Here is a 17,631-nt window from a genome sequence, read left to right as displayed (position 1 = left end):
TCATGGAGCGTGGCGGCGGCGCGCTCGCGGCCGGCGCGCTCACGGCCGCCGCGGGCGGCGGCACGCGACGAAGCAGGGCACGCAGGACGAGGAGGCCGGCCAGGGCGCCCGCGACGCTCGGCACGGGCGCGAGCAGCCCGGCGTCGGGGCGTGTCGTCGCCGCGACGCCGGCGAGGCCCCCGAGCGCTACCACCAGCACCGCCCCGGACGACCACCGCCGCCACGCGAGCACGCCCGCGAGCGCCGCCAGGAGGGCGAGCACCACGGCCTGCCCGACCGCCAGCGCGACCTTGTCGGCCGTGCCGAAGGCGGTCACGGCCCAGTCCTTGAGCCACGCCGGCGTGAGGTCGACGAACGCCGACCCGACGGCGACGAGCGGGTCCGACGACGCGCCGGTGACGGCGGCCACGAGCGCGCCGACCCCGACGGTGACCGTGCCCGCGGCGACGCCGGCCGCGGCGGCCGCGAGCGTCGCCTGCCGCTCCGCACCGGGCGGCGCGGTCGTCGTCGCGCCGTCGCCGGCGTCCGCGGCGCTCGGCGGGCCGTCCTCGGGTCCCATGCCGTCACCGTACGTCGCGCGTGCCGCGGCGTCCCGGGCGCCGCACGCGCCGCCTCCTCACACCACGGCGGGTGCCGGTGTGCGCAGAAGGTTCCGCCGGGGTAACGCACGCGTGCCGCCGCCCGAAACACGCGCTCCCTAGCGTCGAGGCACGCCCCGCCGAGGGCCCGCAGCACCCGCACGACCCGTACCGGCACCACCCACCGCTCTCCGGCACGGCCACCGCTCGGCACCACCCGCACGCACCAGCGCACCGCACCGTCACCCATCCCGGAGGCACCCATGGACGCCCCTCGCCACCTCGTCGTCGTCGGCGGCGGCATGGTCGCCCAGCGGCTCGTCGAGGCCCTGCGCGACCGCGACACCGCCGGCACGTGGCGCGTCACGGTCCTCGCGGAGGAGCCGCGCCGGCCGTACGACCGCGTCGCGCTGACGAGCTTCTTCGCCGGCCGCACGCCCGAGGACCTCGCCCTCGGCGACGCGAGCCTCTGGGACGACCCGCTGGTGACGCTCGTGCGCGGGGACGCCGTGACGGCCGTCGACCGCGGGACCCGCACGGTCACCGCCGCGTCCGGGCGCACGTACGCGTACGACCACCTCGTGCTCGCGACCGGCTCGTACGCGTGGGTGCCGCCCATGGAGGGCGCCGACCTGCCCGGCGTGTTCGTGTACCGCACGCTCGACGACGTCGCCGCGCTGCGCGGGTACGTGCAGGGCCTGCAGGCGGAGCGGCCGCACCGGGTCCGCGGCGTCGTCCTCGGCGGCGGGCTGCTCGGCCTCGAGGCGGCGGGCGCGCTCGACGCGCTCGGCGCGCGGGCGACCGTCCTGCAGGTCGACACGCACCTCATGTCGGCGCAGGTCGACCTCGGCGGCGGCGAGGCGCTGCGCCGGCTGATCAACCGCATCGGCATCGGGGTGCGCACGCAGGCCATGACGACGCGCGTGCACGAGCACCGCCGCGGCGGCGTCGGGCGCGTCGAGCTCGCGGACGGCACGCGCCTCGACGCGGACGTCGTGGTCGTCGCCGCGGGTGTGCGGCCGCGTGACGAGCTCGCGCGGGAGTCCGGGCTCGCGGTCGGCCCGCGCGGTGGCGTGCTCGTCGACGACACGTGCCTCTCGGCGGACCCGGCCGTCTCGGCGGTGGGCGAGGTGGCCTGCATCCAGGGCGCCTGCATCGGCCTCGTCGCGCCCGGGTACACGATGGCCGAGATCACGGCCGACCGGCTGCTGGGCGGCTCGGCGACGTTCCCCGGTGCCGACACCGCCACCAAGCTCAAGCTGGCGGGCGTCGACGTCGCGAGCTTCGGCGACGCGTTCGCCCGCACGCCCGGCGCGCTCGAGATCGTCTGGGCCGACCCGGTCGCCGGCGTCTACAAGAAGCTGGTCCTGTCGGACGACGCGCGCACCCTCCTCGGCGGCGTCCTCGTCGGCGACGCGAGCGCGTACGCGAGCCTGCGGCCCATGCTCGGCCGCGAGCTGCCCGGCGACCCCTCGGCGTTCCTGCTCCCCGAGGGCACCGGGGGCGCACCCGACCTCGAGCTGCCCGACGACGCCGGCGTCTGCTCCTGCAACAACGTCACCGCCGGGGCGATCCGGCACGCCGTGACCGACGAGGGCTGCCACGACCTCGGGGCGGTCAAGGGCTGCACGCGCGCCGGCACGAGCTGCGGGTCGTGCCTGCCGCTCGTGAAGAAGCTCATGGCCACCGAGCTCGAGAAGCTCGGCGTCACGGTCAGCACCGCGCTGTGCGAGCACTTCGCGCTGTCCCGGGCCCAGCTCTACGACGCGGTCCGCGTCGCCGGCTCGCGCACGTTCACCGAGGTCGTCGAGCGGTTCGGCACGCGCGCCGCCGGACGCGGCTGCGACATCTGCAAGCCCGCCGTCGCGTCGATCCTCGCGACGACGGCGCCCGGGCACGTGCTCGACGGCGAGCGCGCCGCCCTGCAGGACACCAACGACCACGTCATGGCGAACCTGCAGAAGGACGGCTCCTACTCGGTCGTCCCGCGCATCCCCGGCGGCGAGGTCACCCCCGAGGGCCTCATCGCCATCGGTGCGGTCGCGAAGGACTACGGGCTCTACACGAAGATCACCGGCGGGCAGCGCATCGACCTGTTCGGCGCCCGCATCGACCAGCTGCCGCACATCTGGCAGCGGCTCGTGGACGCCGGGTTCGAGTCCGGCCACGCATACGGCAAGTCCCTGCGCACCGTGAAGTCGTGCGTCGGGTCGACGTGGTGCCGGTTCGGCGTGCAGGACTCGGTCGCGCTCGCCGTCATGCTCGAGCTGCGCTACCGCGGCCTCCGCTCGCCGCACAAGATCAAGCTCGGCGTCTCCGGGTGCGCCCGCGAGTGCGCCGAGGCGCGCGGCAAGGACGTCGGCGTCATCGCCACCGACAAGGGCTGGAACGTCTACGTCGGCGGCAACGGCGGGTTCACGCCCCGGCACGCGCGGCTCCTCGCGGAGGACCTCGACACCGAGACGCTCGTCCGCACCATCGACCGCTTCCTCCTCTACTACGTGCGCACCGCGGACCGCCTGCAGCGCACGGCGCCGTGGATCGAGGAGGTCGAGGGCGGCCTGGACGGCGTGCGCGCCGTCGTCATGGAGGACTCCCTCGGCATCGCCGCCGACCTCGACGCGCAGATGGCGCAGCACGTCGACGAGTACGAGGACGAGTGGCGCGCCACCCTCGACGACCCCGAGAAGCTCCGCCGCTTCGCGTCCTTCGTGAACGCCCCCGACGTAGCCGACCCGTCCCTGGCCTACGTGCCCGAGCGCGGCCAGGCTCGCCCCGCCACCGCCGCCGAGCGGGCCGCCGCCGCGAGCGGCGCCCCCGTCCTCGTCGCCGGCTCGACCCTGGAGGTCCGGTCGTGACCCTGCTCGACGCCACCCCCGCCGCCGCGGCACCGCGGCGCACCTGGCTCCCCGTCTGCCGGCTCGACGACCTCGCGCGCGAGCGCGGCGTGGCGGCACTCGTCCCCGACGGCCCCGACGGGCGGCTCGAGCAGGTCGCCCTGTTCCGCCTCGTCGACGACCGCGTGCTCGCCGTCCAGCAGCACGACCCGTTCAGCGACGCCCACGTCCTCGCGCGCGGCATCGTCGGCTCGCGGCAGGTCGACGGCGACGAGGTGCCGACCGTCGCGTCGCCCATGTACAAGCAGGTCTTCGACCTGCGCACCGGCGCGTGCCTCGACCCGGCCGGCAAGCAGCCCGTGCCGGGCCTGCCGGCCGACCTGCGGACGTGGCCCGTGCGGGTCGCCGCCGGCGCGGTCGAGGTCGCCGTCGCCGACGGCCCCGCGGAGGACGCGCCGTGACCGCCCTGCTGGGTGTCGAGCTCGCCGGGCGCACGGTCCTCGTCGCCGGTGGCGGTCCCGTCGCGGCGCGCCGCGTGCACGCGCTGCTCGCCGAGGGCGCGCACGTCCGCGTCGTCGCACCCGCCGTGTGCGAGCCGATCGCCGACCTCGTCGTCGCCGGCGCCGTCCGGTGGGTCGACCGGGAGGTCGTCCCGTCCGACCTCGACGACGCGTGGCTCGTGCACACCGCCACGGGGGACCGGTCCACCGACCAGGCGGTCGTCGCGTGGGCCACGGCCCGGCGCGTCTTCTGCGTCGACGCCGGCGGACCGCGCCGACCCGCCCGCGGCACCGCCCGCACGCCGGCGACGACCCGCGCCGGCGACGTCCTCGTCGGCGTCGTCTCCACCGGTGGCGCGGACCCGCGACGCTCCGTGCAGGTCCGCGACGCGCTCGCCACCACGCTGCGCGAGGGACGCGTCGACCTGCGCGCGCGGCGGCAGCGCACGCCCGGGCAGGGCCGCGTCGTCCTCGTCGGCGGCGGACCCGGGGACGTCGACCTGCTCACGGTCGCCGGCCGCCGCGCGCTCGCGGAGGCCGACGTCGTCGTCACCGACCGGCTCGGCCCCACCGCGGTGCTCGACGAGCTCCCGGACGACCTCGAGGTCGTCGACGTCGGCAAGACGCCCGGGCACCACCCCGTCCCGCAGGCGGAGATCAACCGCATCCTCGTCGAGCAGGCGCAGCGCGGACGCGTCGTCGTGCGCCTCAAGGGCGGCGACCCGTTCGTCTACGGCCGCGGGGGCGAGGAGGTGCTGGCGTGCCGCGAGGCGGGCGTGCCCGTCACGGTGCTGCCCGGCGTCAGCAGCGCGTTCGCCGCACCGGCAGCCGCGGGCATCCCGCTCACGCACCGCGGCACGGTCGGTGCCGTGCACGTGATGAACGGGACCGACGGCTGGTCGGCGGCCGCGCTCACCGGCCTGCGCGACGCGTCGTGCACCGTCGTCGTCCTCATGGGCGTCGGCGCGCTGCCCGGGCTCGCGGCGCACGCGCTGGCGGACGGCGTGCCGCCCTCGACGCCCGTCGCCGTCGTCGAGGAGGCGACGCTCGGCGGGCAGCGCGTGACCCGCGCCCCGCTCGACGGCATCGTCGGCGTCGCCGCCGCGGCGGGGGTGCGCGCGCCCGCGGTGATCGTGCTCGGCGCCGTCGCGGCGCCCGGTCTGCTCGAGCCCGACGGGCACGCGCAGCCGGTCGTCGACCTCGCGTCGCCGGACACGCCGGCGCACGACCCCGCGCCGCCCGCGACAATGGTCCGGTGACGGCCGACGTGATCGACCAGACGCTCGCCGGGTGCGTCGTGCTGGTGACGGCCGACCGCCGGGCCGGCGAGCTCGGCGCAGCCCTGCAACGACGGGGCGCGACGGTGCGCCACGCCCCCTCCCTCGGGATGGTCCCGCACACGGACGACGCCCTGCTCCTCGCCGAGACGCGCCGCGTCCTGGACGACCCGCCCGACACCGTCGTCGTCACCACCGGCATCGGGTTCCGCGGCTGGGTCGAGGCCGCCGACGCCGCCGGCCTCGCCGACCGGCTCGTCGACACGCTGCGCGGCACGCGGATCATCGCGCGCGGGCCCAAGGCGCGCGGCGCCATCCAGGCCGCCGGGCTGAGCGCCGACTGGGTGGCGGAGTCGGAGACCAGCGCGGAGATCGCGGAGGTGCTGCTCGACGAGGGCGTCGCGGGCCGCGACATCGTCATCCAGCACCACGGCGCCGGTGCGGACGGCCTCGACGAGGCGTTCGTGGTGGCCGGCGCGCGCGTGCGCAACCTCGTCGTCTACCGGTGGGGTCCGCCGCCCGACCCGGCGGTCGTGGCGGCGTCGACCCGCGCGGTGGCCGACGGCGAGGTCGACACGGTCGTGTTCACGTCGGCGCCCGGTGCGGCCGCGTGGCTCGCGGCCGCCGACGCCGAGGGCGTCACCGACGGCGTCGTCGGGCGCTACCGCGCCGGCACCGTCGTGTTCGCGGCGGTCGGGCCCGTGACCGCCAAGCCGCTCGAGGAGCGCGGGATCACGCCGCTGCTGCCCGACCGCGGCCGCCTCGGCTCGCTCGTGCGCGCGATCGTCACGCACTACGGCGGGCTCGAGGCGCTCGACACCGTCGCCGGACCGCTGCGCGTGCACCGGGCGGCCGCGGTGCTCGACGGGCACGTGCTGCCGCTGTCGCGCACGGGCCTGGAGGTGCTGCGGCTCCTCGCCGCCGCACGCGGCTCGGTCGTGCCGCGCGACCGCGTGCTCGACGCGCTGCCGGGGGAGTCCGCCGACCCGCACGCCGCCGAGGTCGCCGTCGCGCGGCTGCGCGAGGCGACCGGCAGCCGCGAGCTCATCCGCACCGTCGTCAAGCGCGGGTACCGCATCGAGCTGCAGGAGCAGGCATGACCGGCACCGTCCCACCCACCGCCACCGCCGCCGTCCCGTCCACCGGCCCCGCGCCCGTGCTCGTCGGCTGCTCGCACGGCACCGACAGCCCCACCGGTCGGGCGGCGATCCGGTCGATCCTCGCCGACGTGGTGGCGGCCCGCCCCGACCTGGACGTGCGGGAGGCCTTCGTCGACGTGCAGGAGCCGGAGGTCGCGGACGTCGTCGCGGCGGCCCTCGAGGACGCGCCGGCGGTCGTCGTGCCGCTCCTGCTCTCGGTCGGGTTCCACACGAAGGTCGACGTCGCTGCCGCTGTCGACCGCCCCGGCGCCGCCGCGTCGCGGCCGCTGGGGCCGGACCCGCGGCTCGTCGCGATCCTGGCGGACCGGCTCGCCGCGGCGGGGCTGCGGGACGCGGACGCGGTCGTGCTCGCCGCCGCGGGGTCGAGCGAGCCGGCGTCCGCCGACGCCGTCCGGGTCGTCGCGGCGGGGCTCGCCGAGCACCTCGGGCGACCCGTGCACGTCGGCTTCGGTGCGGGTGCGCACCCGCGCGTGCCGGTCGCGGTGGCGGAGGCCCGCGCCGGCCTGCCCGACGGCGGCCGCGTCGTCGTCGCGTCGTACCTGCTGGCGCCCGGCTACTTCCTCGACCGGGTGCACGAGGCGGGGGCCGACGTGGTCGCGGACGCCCTCGCCCCGGACCCCCGCCTCGCGGCGGTCGTGCTCGACCGCTACGCCGAGGAGAGCGCCGTCGCGGTGGCGGGGTGGCGCACCGCCGGTGCCGGTACCCCCGCGCGACCTGCGGTGGCGCGGCCCGGGACCCGCGCATAGCGTCGCTGGTGTCGGCTCGAGCCTGCGGCCGGCCGACCCCGGCGCCCGCCGCGCGGCACCGCCGACGCGGCCGGCGCACCCCCCGGCAGCCCCTGCGGAGGTGCGGCGATGAACAAGTCCTCGACGTCGAAGGCGGCCACGGCGCCGGCCCCTGACGACCCGCGCAAGCCCGACTCGCCCGACGACCTCGAGAAGCGGTCGTGGAAGTACGTGCTGCGCAAGACGTTCCGCGAGTTCGGCAAGGACCAGTGCACCGACCTCGCGGCGGCGCTCACGTACTACGGCGTGCTGGCCGTCGCGCCGGCCCTGCTGGCGATCGTGTCGCTGCTCGGGTTCGTGTCGGACCCCGAGCGGGCGGTCGAGCGGATCCTCGGCCTCGTCGACGACATCGCCCCCGGCGGGGCGACGGACACGATCGAGCCCATCCTGCAGAACCTCACGCAGGCGCCGGCCGCCGGGCTCGCCCTGGTCGTCGGTCTCGTGACGGCCCTGTGGTCCGCCTCCGGCTACGTGGCCGCGTTCAGCCGCGGCATGAACCGCGTGTACGAGATCGACGAGGGCCGGCCGATCTGGAAGCTGCGCCCGATCCTGCTGCTCGTCACGCTCGTGCTCGTCGTGATCGCCGTCCTCGTGGTCGCGATGCTCGTGCTGTCCGGCGGCGTCGCCCGGACCGTCGGCGACGCCGTGGGCCTGTCCGGCACCGCGGTCACGGTGTGGAACATCGCCAAGTGGCCCGTCGTGGTCGTGCTCGTCGCGCTGGCCATCGCGATCCTCTACCACGCGACGCCCAACGTGCGGCAGCCGAAGTTCCGCTGGGTGAGCGTCGGGGCGTTCGTCGCCATCGTCGTGTGGGTGCTCGCGTCGCTCGGCTTCGCCTTCTACGTCGCGAACTTCTCGAGCTACAACGAGACCTACGGGTCGCTGGCCGGCGTCATCATCGCGCTCCTGTGGCTGTGGATCACGAACCTCGCGCTGCTGTTCGGCGCCGAGCTGGACGCCGAGCTCGAGCGCGGGCGCCAGCTGCAGGGCGGCATCGAGGCGGAGCGCTCGATCCAGCTGCCGCCGCGCGACACGAAGGCCAGCGACAAGAAGCAGGCCAAGGCGGAGGACGACGTCCGCCGGGGTCGCGAGGTGCGCGAGGCCGCGCAGCGGCGGCAGTCCGACGACGGCGGCGAGCACGGCCGCGACGGCGGCGACCGCGGCGGCGAGAGCCGCGGCGGGAGCCACGCGGCGCGCCGCGAGAGCTGACGACCTCCCCGCGCACCACGACGCCCCCGGACCTGCTCGCGCGGGTCCGGGGGCGTCGTGGTCGGTGGGCGTCGTCGGCGGGTGTCGCCGTCGACGGGGCACCGGGTGCGGCCGGCCGGTCCCGACGGGGACCGGCGGTGGTTCAGCCGCCCGCGTGCCGGACGCCGCCCACGGCGCCGCTCGGCACCGGCGTCCGCACGCCGGGGGCAGGACCCGCGACGCCCGTGCGGCGGCCCGGCCACGACAGCAGCACGAACATGTCGCGCTCGCCGCGCGGCCCGACGAGCGACGCCCGGACCACGGGGACGACGCCGTCGCGGTCGCAGCCGGTGAGCTCGTCCGCGAGCGTGCGGCCCCACGAGGTACCGAGGCGCCCGATCGTCCCGCCGTGCGCGTCGAGCAGGCGCAGGCCGTGCTCGTCGCGCGCGACCTCGACCTTGAAGCGACCGAGCCGGTCCGGGCGCGGCAGCACGCCGTCGCCCTCGCGGAACCCCTCGACCCGCACGGTGACGTGACCGCCGGCGCGCGGGACGATGCGCGTCTCGGGCCGGGTGACGCGTGCCCGGGTCATCGCGGCAGGGGGAGGCCGGCGGCCTCGGCCAGGTACTCGCAGACGCGGTACGGGTCGCCACGGAACTCGCGGACGCGTGCCACGACCTGCGACGCGATCTCACGGATCGGCACGTTGCCGTTGTTCGACGCCGCGCGCAGCACCCCGAAGGCGCTCTCGGGGTCGATGCCGTACGCGAAGGCGACGATGCCCTTCGCCTGCTCGATCTGCGCGCGGTGCGCCGCCGAGGCGGCGATGTCGCGGTTGGCCTCGTCGCGCGAGCGCTCCGCGACGTCGTCGGTGAGGTCGACGAAGTACCCGGTGAGCGTGGTGGTCCGGCCGATGCCGCCCGCGGCCTCGCCCTGGCCGACGAACGCGACGACGCGTGCCCGCCCGGTGGCGTCCATGATGCGGTGCACGCTCGCGAACGGGCTCCGGCCGGCGGCGGCGCCGTGCAGCAGCGCGCGTGCGGCGTCCCGGTCGTCGGGGTGCTTGTGCGCCAGCACGAGGGCCGTCGTCGGCACCACCTCGTGCGGCTCGAAGCCGTGCAGGCGGTAGACGTCGTCGGACCACCACCAGCTGTCGTCACGGGTCTCGTACCTGAATGAGCCGGCCCGGGTGGGCGTCCGTACGGACCCCCGCTGCGAGCGCTCCGGTGCTGCGTGCACGGGCTTCCTCCACGAATGGTGCATCGTGGGCCACGCCCTGACCCCTCCTGCACCGTACCCCGGCATGTCGGACATGCGCATGCGGAGCGGGAGGGGGCCGGGCAGGCCGGACGACGGGGTGTCGGCGTCCGGGACGGTCGGCTCCAGCTCCGGCGACGACGCGGGACCACGTCATCACGGGACCTCGGGGCGCGCATCCCGAAGGGCGGCGGGGACGTCGCGGCACCGCGTCCGCGCAGGTCGCGGCGCCCGTGCCGTGCTCCTCCGGTGGTGGCGGCACCGGGTCCGTGGGAGGGTCGCCCTGCACTCACCGGGCGCCGCCGGCTGCGGCCGCGGCAGCCCCATGACCAGCAACGACGTCACGCCGCGGGCGTGACCGACGCACGCGGAGGTGCTCATGGCGGGTTCGGACGGCGTGACGACGGGTCGGGTGGTCGTCACCGGCGGCGCGGGGTTCCTCGGCAGCCACCTGTGCACGGAGCTCGTCGAGCGCGGCGCCCACGTGGTGGCCCTCGACAACTTCCTCACCGGCACGCCGGCCAACGTCGCGCACCTCATGGACTCGCCACGGTTCCGGCTGCAGCGCTGCGACGTCACGGACTTCGTGCACGTGCCCGGTGACGTCGACCTCGTCCTGCACTTCGCGTCGCCGGCGTCGCCCGTGGACTACCTGCAGCTGCCCATCCACACGTTGAAGGTGGGCTCGATCGGCACCAACCACGCGCTCGGCCTCGCGATGGACAAGGGCGCGCGGTTCCTGCTGGCGTCGACCTCGGAGGTGTACGGCGACCCGCTCGTGCACCCCCAGCCGGAGTCGTACTGGGGCAACGTCAACCCGGTCGGGCCGCGCGGCGTCTACGACGAGGCGAAGCGGTACGCCGAGGCGCTGACGACCGCGTACCGCACGACGCACGCCGTGGACACGGCGATCGTGCGCATCTTCAACACGTACGGCCCCCGCATGCGCCCCCACGACGGCCGCGCCATCCCGACGTTCATCCGGCAGGCGCTGGCGGGGGAGCCGCTGACGGTCGCGGGCGACGGCAGCCAGACGCGGTCCGTGTGCTACGTCGACGACCTCGTGCGCGGCATCCTCGCCCTGGCCGACAGCGGCCACCCCGGACCGATGAACATCGGGAACCCGACCGAGCTGAGCGTCCGCCGCATCGCGGAGGACGTCGTCGCCGCCACGGGGTCGCGGTCCACCATCGAGCTGGTCGACCGGCCCGTGGACGACCCGGAGGTGCGCCGCCCGGACACGTCTCTCGCGGAGCGTGAGCTGGGCTGGGCGCCCGACGTGGCGTGGCAGGAGGGCCTGCAGCGCACCGTCGAGTGGTTCGCCGGGGCGCTCGCGCGCACGGCCTGAGAGCGGCAGCGCCGGAGGGCGGCACCGCCGGAGCGCCGGTTCGCCGGCGCCGCGCGCCGCCCTCCACGCCGACGGCCCCGGCCCTCTGCGGGGCCGGGGCCGTCGGTCTGGTGCGTCCGGTGCGTCAGGCTGGCGCGCCGGCCCGCAGCAGGGGAGCGGCGGCCGTCAGCACCTCGTCGACCGTGACCGCGGCGAGCGCGGGGTCCACGGTCGCGCCGTGCGGGTCGCCGGGGTGGTCGGCGTCGCCGTGCCACAGCACGACGTGCCGGTCGACGTCCACGGCCGGGCCCCACCAGCGCGGCGGCGTGGGGCCGAACAGCAGCACCGACGGCGCGCCCACGGCCGTGGCGACGTGCGCCACCCCCGTGTCGCCGCACACGACGAGCCGTGCGCCCGCGACGACCGCGGCCAGCCCCGGCACGTCGAGGACGCCCGCGAGCACGCGCAGCGGACGCCCGGCGTGGGCGACCACGTCGGCGCACAGGTCGCGCTCGGCCGGGCGGCCGGTCAGCGTCACGTCGTGCCCCGCGTCGACGAGCGCGCGTGCGACGTCACCCCACCGGTCGGGCGGCCAGCGCCGCGAGCCGGACGCCGCCCCGGGGTGCAGCACGACCGTCGCCGGCGCGGTGGTGGGGTCGGCCGGCACGTCGAGGCGCAGGTCCGTGGCGTCGCACGGGCCGCCCGCCGCGGTCACGAGCCGGCACCAGCGCGCCACCTCGTGCTCGTCCGGACGCCAGGCGGGCCCGTCGGGGTGGTCCTCGGTGGCGAACGCCACGAGCCGCTCCGGACGGGTCGCCGCGAGCACGGCGTGGCTCTGCGGGCCGCGCCCGTGCAGGTTCACCGCCACGTGGCCGGGGCGGGACCACGCGAGCGGGGCGAGGCCGTCCGTGACCAGGACGTCGTCGACGACGCCGAGGTCGCGCAGCCACGCGCCGGTGGTGGCCGGACCGGCGAGCCAGAGCCGCCGGTCCGGCCACGCGCGGCGCACGCCGCGGAGCGCGGCGACGCCGGTGAGGGCGTCGCCGAGCCCGAGCGCGCGCAGGACGACGACGTCGCCCGTCGACGCGTCACCCGCGGGAGCGTCGCCCGTCACGGCCAGGAGCTCTCCCCGGACGCCATCACGAGCAGCTCGCGGATCTCCGAGCCCACGGGCTGGCGCAGCGCCGTGATCACCGCGCCCGCCGTCGCGCGGGGGTCGTTGAGGTCGGCGTCCGGGCCGGGCTTGTACTGCTCGGTGCGGCCGTCGAAGAACGCGGTCCGCATGCCGCCCGGGATGAGGCAGGTGACGCCGACGCTGCCGGCGAGCTCGGCGGCCAGCGCGTGCGAGAAGCCGCGCACGGCGAACTTCGAGGCGCTGTAGGCGGTGGCGTCGCTCATGCCGCGCAGCGCGAGCGTCGACGCGACCGTGACGACCGTGCCGCGCACCTTCTCGAGGTACGGGATCGCCGCGCGCACGACGGCGACCGTGCCGAACAGGTTGACCGCGACGACCTTCTCCCACGTCGCCGTGTCGATGTCGACGAGCCGGCCGCACGCGTCGGTGCCGGCGGCGGTGACGACGGCCGTCGGCGCGCCGACCTGGCGGACGAGCTCCTCGACGGCCGCCGCGGCCGCCGTCGAGTCGGACAGGTCGACCTCGACGTGCGGGACGTCGGCCGCGGGCGCGACCCGGTCGAGGACCCCGACCTTCCCGCCCGACGCGAGGACGGCCTCGACGACCGCCGCGCCCAGGCCGGACGCGCCGCCCGTGACGAAGACGGTGCCGACCTCGCGGGGGGCGAGCAGGGCCGGGGAGTCGTTGGTGCTGGTCACACGGTCTCCTTCAGGGTGGTGCCGGTGGCCCGGGCGACGCCCGAGCGCTCGATGATCGACGTCGTCGAACGGCCGTCGAGGTAGGGGAGCAGCACGACGCGGCCGCCGTGCGCGCGCACGGTCGCCGCCTCGGGCAGGGGTGCGCCGCCGTAGTCGCCGCCCTTGGCCCACACGTCGGGGGCGAGGCGGTCCAGGGCGGCACGCGGGTCGTCCTCGTCGAAGACGACGACCGCGTCGACGCAGTCGAGGGCCTCGAGCACGCGGGCGCGGTCGGCCGCCGTGACGACGGGCCGGCCCTCGCCCTTGAGCCGGCGCACCGACGCGTCGGAGTTCATCAGGACGACGAGCGCGTCGCCGAGGCGGCGGGCCGCCTGCAGCGTCGCGACGTGGCCGGCGTGCACGATGTCGAAGCAGCCGCCCGTCGCGACGAGGGACCGGCCGCCCGAGCGCAGGCGGGCGGCGAGGGCGCCGAGGTCGTCGCCGTTGCTGCCGACCGGGCCGGCGGCCGCGGGGCTCGTGGTGCGGCCCGGGTCCGCGCTCGCGTCCGCCTCGGCGGCCGCGTCGCCGCGGCGCCGGTACGCCTCGGCCCCGCCCTCGGCGACCCACGCGCTCGCGTCGGCCACGCCGCGCCCCACCGCCTCCACGGGCAGCGCGCCGCCCGCCAGGGCCAGCGCCGCGGACGCCGCGAACCGGTCGCCCGCACCGCACGGGTCGCCGCCCGCGACGCTCGGCGCGGGCACGTACTGCGCCTCGCCGCCCGACGCGACGAACGCACCGTCGGCGCTCGCCGTCACCGCGACGGCCCGGGCCTGCCACACGTCGCGCAGGCGGCGGGCGAGGGCGTCGGCCGGGCCGTCGGCGCCGGCCGGGTCGTCCCGCAGCGCGCCCCGGGCCTCGCCGAGGTTCGGCGTGACGAGCGTGACGCCCGGCACGGGGTCGCCGCCGCGCGGGTGCGGGTCCCACACGACGGGCCGCGCGGCGGCGGCCTCCGTCAGCAGGGCGCGCAGGTCGGCGTCGCGCGTGACGCCCGCGCCGTAGTCGGACACGAGCACGACGTCCGCGTCGGCGAGCACCCGGCGGACGTCGTCCACGGGGACGGCGCCCGGCGTGCCGGGGCCGCCGTCGTCGATGCGCACGAGCGAGTGGGCGGCGCTGCGGACGCGGACCTTGCGGCGCGTGCCGCCCTCGTGCGGCAGCGGCAGGACGTCCAGCGCACGGCCGAGGTGCTCGACGAGGCGTCGCCCGGCGTCGTCGTCGGCCACCGGCGCGACGAGGGTGACCCGGGCGCCCTCGGCGGCCAGCAGCGCCGTGAGCCCGGCGCCGCCGGGACTCTCGCGCACGTGCGTGACGTCGAGCACGGGCGCCGGGGCGTCCGGGCAGAGCCGGTCGACGCGGCCCTCGACGTCACGGTCCAGCACGACGTCGCCGACCACCACCACGTGGGGGAGGCGCGCGCTCACGCGGGCACCTCCACGGCCGCGGCGACCCCGGCCCGCGCGGGCGCCGCGGGCCGCAGCGCGAGGTGCTCGTCGAGCGCCGCGCACACCGCGTGCACCGCGACGAGGTGCACCGTCTGGATGGCGGCCGTCGTCGGCGCCTCCACGGCGAGCACCTCGTCGGACAGGCTCGCGAGGGGGTTCGGGCGCGGGCCGGTCATCGACCACACGTCGACGCCGACCTCGTGCGCCCGCTCGGCGGCGCGCAGCAGGTTGACGCTGCGGCCCGACGTCGACAGCAGCACGAGCACGTCGCCGGGGCGCCCGTGCGCCTCGACCTGCCGCGCGAACATCTCGTCGATCCCGTAGTCGTTGACGATCGCCGTGACGCTCGAGCTCTCCGAGCACAGGCACAGCGCCGACAGCGGCCGCCGCTCGCCGAGGAACCGGCCGACCAGCTCCGACGTCAGGTGCTGGGCCTCCGCGGCGCTGCCGCCGTTGCCGGCGGCCATCAGCCGGCCGCCGTCGGCGAGGCGCTGCGCGAGCGTCGCGCCCCAGCGCTCGACCGTGCCGGCCTGCCGACGCAGGCTGCGCAGCCCGTCGGCGAGCTCGGCGTCGTGCGTCTCGATCCACGTACGGGCGCTCACACCGCCACCTCCTCGACCCGGTCCGCCGCGGCGGCCGGGCTCGTCAGGGACTGGTACACCAGCTCGGTCTGCGTCGCGACGCCCCGCCACGAGTAGTGGGTGAGCGCCCGGCGCCGGGCCGCCGCGCCCATCGCGCGGCGACGCGTCGGGTCGGCGAGCAGGCCGCGCAGCGCGGTCGCGAGCGCGGCCGCGTCGCGCGGCGGGACGAGCAGCCCGGTCGTGCCGTCGACGACGGAGTCGAGCAGCCCGCCGACCGCGCTGCCGACGAGCGGCACGCCGCACGCCGCCGCCTCGAGCGGCACGATGCCGAACGGCTCGTACCACGGCGTGGCGACGACCACGTCGGCGGACGAGACCAGCGCCGGCACGTCGTCGTGCCCGACGCGGCCGAGCAGGTGCACGCGGTCGGCCACGCCGAGCTCCGCCGCCAGCGCCGCCAGGCGCGTCGCCTCCGGGTCGGCCGGCAGCGCGGCGGCGTCGGGACCGCCCGCCACGAGCAGCTCCGTGTCGGGCAGGTCCGCGAGCGCGTGCAGGACGGTGTCGACGCCCTTGCGCTCGACGAGCCGGCCCAGGCACACGAGGCGGTGCCGGCGCGTGCGCGGGAACGGGCCCGTCGCGCCGCGCACGGGGCGGAAGTGGTCGACGTCGACGCCGCAGGGCACGACGCGCACGCGCGCCGGCGGCACGCCCAGCCGCGTCAGCTCGCGCACCTCGTCGCTGCAGGTCGCGACGACGGCGTCGACGCGGCGCCCGATCGCGGCCTCGGCGGTGATCCGCCCGGACGGGCTCGTGTCCTTGGCGCCCTGGTGACGCCGCTTGACCGAGCCGAGGGCGTGGTACGTCTGCACGGTCGGCACCCCGTGCGCCTCCGCGGCCTGCACGGCGGCGAGGCCCGACATCCAGAAGTGCGCGTGCACCACGTCCGGCGCGCCGCGGGTGGCCCAGTCGTCGGCGACCCAGGTGCCGAGGTCGGGCATCCACGGCAGCAGGTCGTCCTTGGGCACCGCGGTCGGCGGTCCGGCGGGCACGTGCACGACCTCGACGCCGGGCGCCATGGGGACGCGCTCGGGCAGGGTCGGGTCGTCGCGCCGCGTGTACACGGTCACGTCGTGGCCCAGGTCCGCCAGCGCGCCGGCCAGCGCGGCGACGTGGACGTTCTGGCCGCCCGCGTCGACGCCGCCCAGCACCGCCAGCGGGCTCGCGTGCTCCGACACCATCGCGATCCTCATCGCGTCGCCCCCTCGATGACCTCGTCCACGTCGGACAGGAACCGCTCCAGGCCGAACCGCTCGAGGGCGTGGGCGCGGGCGGCGAGCCCGCGCTCCTTCGCCTCGGCCGGGTCGGCGAGCCAGCGGCGGGCGGCGGCCACGAGGTCCGCCGGGTCGCTGCTGACGACGCCCGCGGCGGCCGGCACGGACTCGGGCGCCGCCGTGGTGGCGAGCACGAGCACCGGCATGCCGAGGGTCATGGCCTCCACCAGGGACAGGCCGAGGCTCGTCCACCGGTAGGGGTGCAGGTAGGCGCGCGCGCCGGCGAGCTGCTGGTGCATCCGCGCCTGCGGCACGTCGTCGTGCAGGTGGTCCGCGTGGGCCGGCAGGTGCTCGGCGAGCGACGCCATGCCCATGCCGTACACCTCGACGGGCACGTGGTCCGCGACGTGCAGGAGGACGTCGGTGCCGGCGACGCGCCAGCGCCGCACGGGTTCGTTGACGACGGCCGCGACGCGCTCGCGCTCCCCGGTCCACAGGTGGCCGGGGTCGGGCACGCCGTGCTCGACGACCGTCACGGGCGCGCGGCCGTTGTCCCACACCAGCGCGTTGAACCGGGTGACGTGGACGACCGGGATGTCGTCGCGGTCCGCGAGCAGGTGCCGCGTCGCGACGGGGTGCTCGACGGGCGTGTTGTGCTCGACGTAGACGGCGGGCACGTCGACGCCGGCGCGCAGGCCGGCCCACCGCGCGAGCAGCTCGAGGTCGCGCGGCCGCTGGAGCAGGACGAGGTCGAACGGCTCGTCGCGCAGGCGCTCGAGCGGCACCTCGCGGACGCTCGCGGGCCAGTCCCACGTGCGGGCGCGGCCGAGGCCGTCGGGCGACCGGTCGGCGTCCACGGGGACGAGGTACTCGTGCGGCCCCTGGACGAACGACGTCATCCACGAGCCGTGCACGTGCCAGGCGAGGATCCTCATGCGACCACCTCCTCGGGTGCGGCGGGCACGTCGGCGACCGCGCCGACGACGGGCTCGACGGCGGGCGCGGAGGCCACGGCGAGCGCGTCGACGGCGGCGACCACCTGCGCCGGCGTGACGGACGACAGGCACGGGTGGCCGGCCACGGGGCACTCGCGCGCCCGGGACCCGGCGCAGGGCGCCTCCTGGTCGCCGAGCACGACGCTCGGCACCGCCCACGGCGACCAGCGGTCGGCGGGGACGACGGGGGAGAAGAGCGAGACGACGGGCGCCCCGACGGCGGCCGCCAGGTGCGCCGGGCCCGTGTTGCCGACGACGACGGCGTCGGCGCCCGCGAGCACGGCGGCGAGGCCGGCGAGCGACGTCCGGCCGGCGACGTCGACGACGGGTGCCGCCCCGACGTCCGGCCCACCGTCCGGCCGGGCCGCGACGTGCGCGGCGAGATCCCGCTCGTTGGGTCCGCCGGTGACGAGCACGGTGCGGCCGGCGGCGGCGAGCGCCGCGACGATCGCCCGGGCGTGGTCGGGCGCCGGTGCGCGCGCCGGCACCGACGCGCCCGGGTGGACGACGACGTAGCCGCCGCCCACGTGCGCGAGGGCGTCAGCGGGCAGCGCGTCGGCC

At 77.4% G+C, this 17,631-nt stretch carries 16 protein-coding genes and 1 pseudogene; 7 read left to right on the top strand and 10 right to left on the bottom strand.

What is annotated here, in order from left to right; genetic code table 11:
• Nucleotides 1-559: pseudogene (locus tag AB6N23_RS11985) on the bottom strand (hypothetical protein); the annotation flags it as partial.
• 282 nt (nt 560-841) lie between these two features.
• Between AB6N23_RS11985 and nirB the strand changes: the two are divergent.
• The 6 genes from nirB to AB6N23_RS11955 all read left to right on the top strand — a co-directional run bounded on the left by nirB (nt 842) and on the right by AB6N23_RS11955 (nt 8,346).
• Nucleotides 842-3,436 carry a nitrite reductase large subunit NirB gene (gene nirB / locus AB6N23_RS11980; protein WP_412866284.1) on the top strand — a complete coding sequence of 865 codons (2,595 nt, stop codon included), beginning with the start codon at nt 842-844 and terminating at the stop codon, nt 3,434-3,436.
• A complete protein-coding gene (gene nirD, locus AB6N23_RS11975; RefSeq protein WP_412866283.1) occupies nt 3,433-3,876 on the top strand; it encodes a nitrite reductase small subunit NirD in 444 nt (147 codons plus the stop codon). Before nirB ends, nirD begins: the two co-directional genes overlap by 4 nt.
• On the top strand, nt 3,873-5,174 hold the full coding sequence (gene cobA, locus AB6N23_RS11970; RefSeq protein WP_412866282.1) for a uroporphyrinogen-III C-methyltransferase: 1,302 nt from the start codon (nt 3,873-3,875) through the stop codon (nt 5,172-5,174). Before nirD ends, cobA begins: the two co-directional genes overlap by 4 nt.
• A complete protein-coding gene (locus AB6N23_RS11965; RefSeq protein WP_412866281.1) occupies nt 5,171-6,292 on the top strand; it encodes a uroporphyrinogen-III synthase in 1,122 nt (373 codons plus the stop codon). The genes cobA and AB6N23_RS11965 overlap by 4 nt, the downstream gene beginning before the upstream one ends.
• Complete coding sequence (locus AB6N23_RS11960) at nt 6,289-7,098, top strand: sirohydrochlorin chelatase (protein ID WP_412866280.1); 810 nt, start codon at nt 6,289-6,291, stop codon at nt 7,096-7,098. Before AB6N23_RS11965 ends, AB6N23_RS11960 begins: the two co-directional genes overlap by 4 nt.
• 108 nt (nt 7,099-7,206) lie before the next feature.
• On the top strand, nt 7,207-8,346 hold the full coding sequence (locus AB6N23_RS11955) for a YihY/virulence factor BrkB family protein (RefSeq protein WP_412866279.1): 1,140 nt from the start codon (nt 7,207-7,209) through the stop codon (nt 8,344-8,346).
• A 142-nt stretch (nt 8,347-8,488) separates the two neighbouring features.
• On the opposite strand, the gene AB6N23_RS11950 is transcribed toward AB6N23_RS11955, so the two are convergent.
• On the bottom strand, nt 8,489-8,917 hold the full coding sequence (locus AB6N23_RS11950) for a hypothetical protein (RefSeq protein WP_412866278.1): 429 nt from the start codon (nt 8,915-8,917) through the stop codon (nt 8,489-8,491).
• Complete coding sequence (locus tag AB6N23_RS11945) at nt 8,914-9,564, bottom strand: PAS and ANTAR domain-containing protein (RefSeq protein ID WP_412866277.1); 651 nt, start codon at nt 9,562-9,564, stop codon at nt 8,914-8,916. The genes AB6N23_RS11950 and AB6N23_RS11945 overlap by 4 nt, the downstream gene beginning before the upstream one ends.
• A 397-nt stretch (nt 9,565-9,961) precedes the next feature.
• Between AB6N23_RS11945 and AB6N23_RS11940 the strand changes: the two genes are divergently transcribed.
• Nucleotides 9,962-10,930: a UDP-glucuronic acid decarboxylase family protein gene (locus tag AB6N23_RS11940; protein WP_412866276.1), complete on the top strand. Its 969-nt coding sequence runs from the start codon at nt 9,962-9,964 to the stop codon at nt 10,928-10,930.
• 124 nt (nt 10,931-11,054) lie between these two features.
• Here the strand turns inward: AB6N23_RS11940 and AB6N23_RS11935 are convergent, their stop codons facing one another.
• From AB6N23_RS11935 to AB6N23_RS11905, 7 genes are all read right to left on the bottom strand, one after another.
• Nucleotides 11,055-12,023 carry a glycosyltransferase family 9 protein gene (locus AB6N23_RS11935; protein WP_412866275.1) on the bottom strand — a complete coding sequence of 323 codons (969 nt, stop codon included), beginning with the start codon at nt 12,021-12,023 and terminating at the stop codon, nt 11,055-11,057.
• Nucleotides 12,020-12,742, bottom strand: coding sequence for an SDR family oxidoreductase (locus AB6N23_RS11930; RefSeq protein ID WP_412866274.1), 723 nt, complete (start codon nt 12,740-12,742; stop codon nt 12,020-12,022). Before AB6N23_RS11930 ends, AB6N23_RS11935 begins: the two co-directional genes overlap by 4 nt.
• Nucleotides 12,739-14,202, bottom strand: coding sequence for a PfkB family carbohydrate kinase (locus tag AB6N23_RS11925; protein WP_412866273.1), 1,464 nt, complete (start codon nt 14,200-14,202; stop codon nt 12,739-12,741). The genes AB6N23_RS11930 and AB6N23_RS11925 overlap by 4 nt, the downstream gene beginning before the upstream one ends.
• Nucleotides 14,199-14,825, bottom strand: a complete 627-nt coding sequence (locus AB6N23_RS11920; RefSeq protein ID WP_412866272.1) for a D-sedoheptulose-7-phosphate isomerase — start codon at nt 14,823-14,825, stop codon at nt 14,199-14,201. The genes AB6N23_RS11925 and AB6N23_RS11920 overlap by 4 nt, the downstream gene beginning before the upstream one ends.
• Nucleotides 14,822-16,054, bottom strand: a complete 1,233-nt coding sequence (locus AB6N23_RS11915) for a glycosyltransferase (RefSeq protein WP_412866271.1) — start codon at nt 16,052-16,054, stop codon at nt 14,822-14,824. The genes AB6N23_RS11920 and AB6N23_RS11915 overlap by 4 nt, the downstream gene beginning before the upstream one ends.
• On the bottom strand, nt 16,051-17,010 hold the full coding sequence (locus tag AB6N23_RS11910) for a glycosyltransferase family 4 protein (protein ID WP_412866270.1): 960 nt from the start codon (nt 17,008-17,010) through the stop codon (nt 16,051-16,053). The genes AB6N23_RS11915 and AB6N23_RS11910 overlap by 4 nt, the downstream gene beginning before the upstream one ends.
• Nucleotides 17,007-17,631, bottom strand: a 625-nt coding sequence (locus tag AB6N23_RS11905) for a glycosyltransferase family 9 protein (RefSeq protein ID WP_412866269.1), incomplete at its 5' end; no start/stop codon positions are given. The genes AB6N23_RS11905 and AB6N23_RS11910, both read right to left, overlap by 4 nt.

Origin of the sequence: Cellulomonas pasadenensis (assembly GCF_047229365.1) — a bacterium.
Taxonomy (GTDB): Bacteria; Actinomycetota; Actinomycetes; order Actinomycetales; family Cellulomonadaceae; genus Cellulomonas.
Note: the sequence above shows the minus strand (reverse complement) of the source record. Positions and strands in the feature narration are given on the sequence as shown.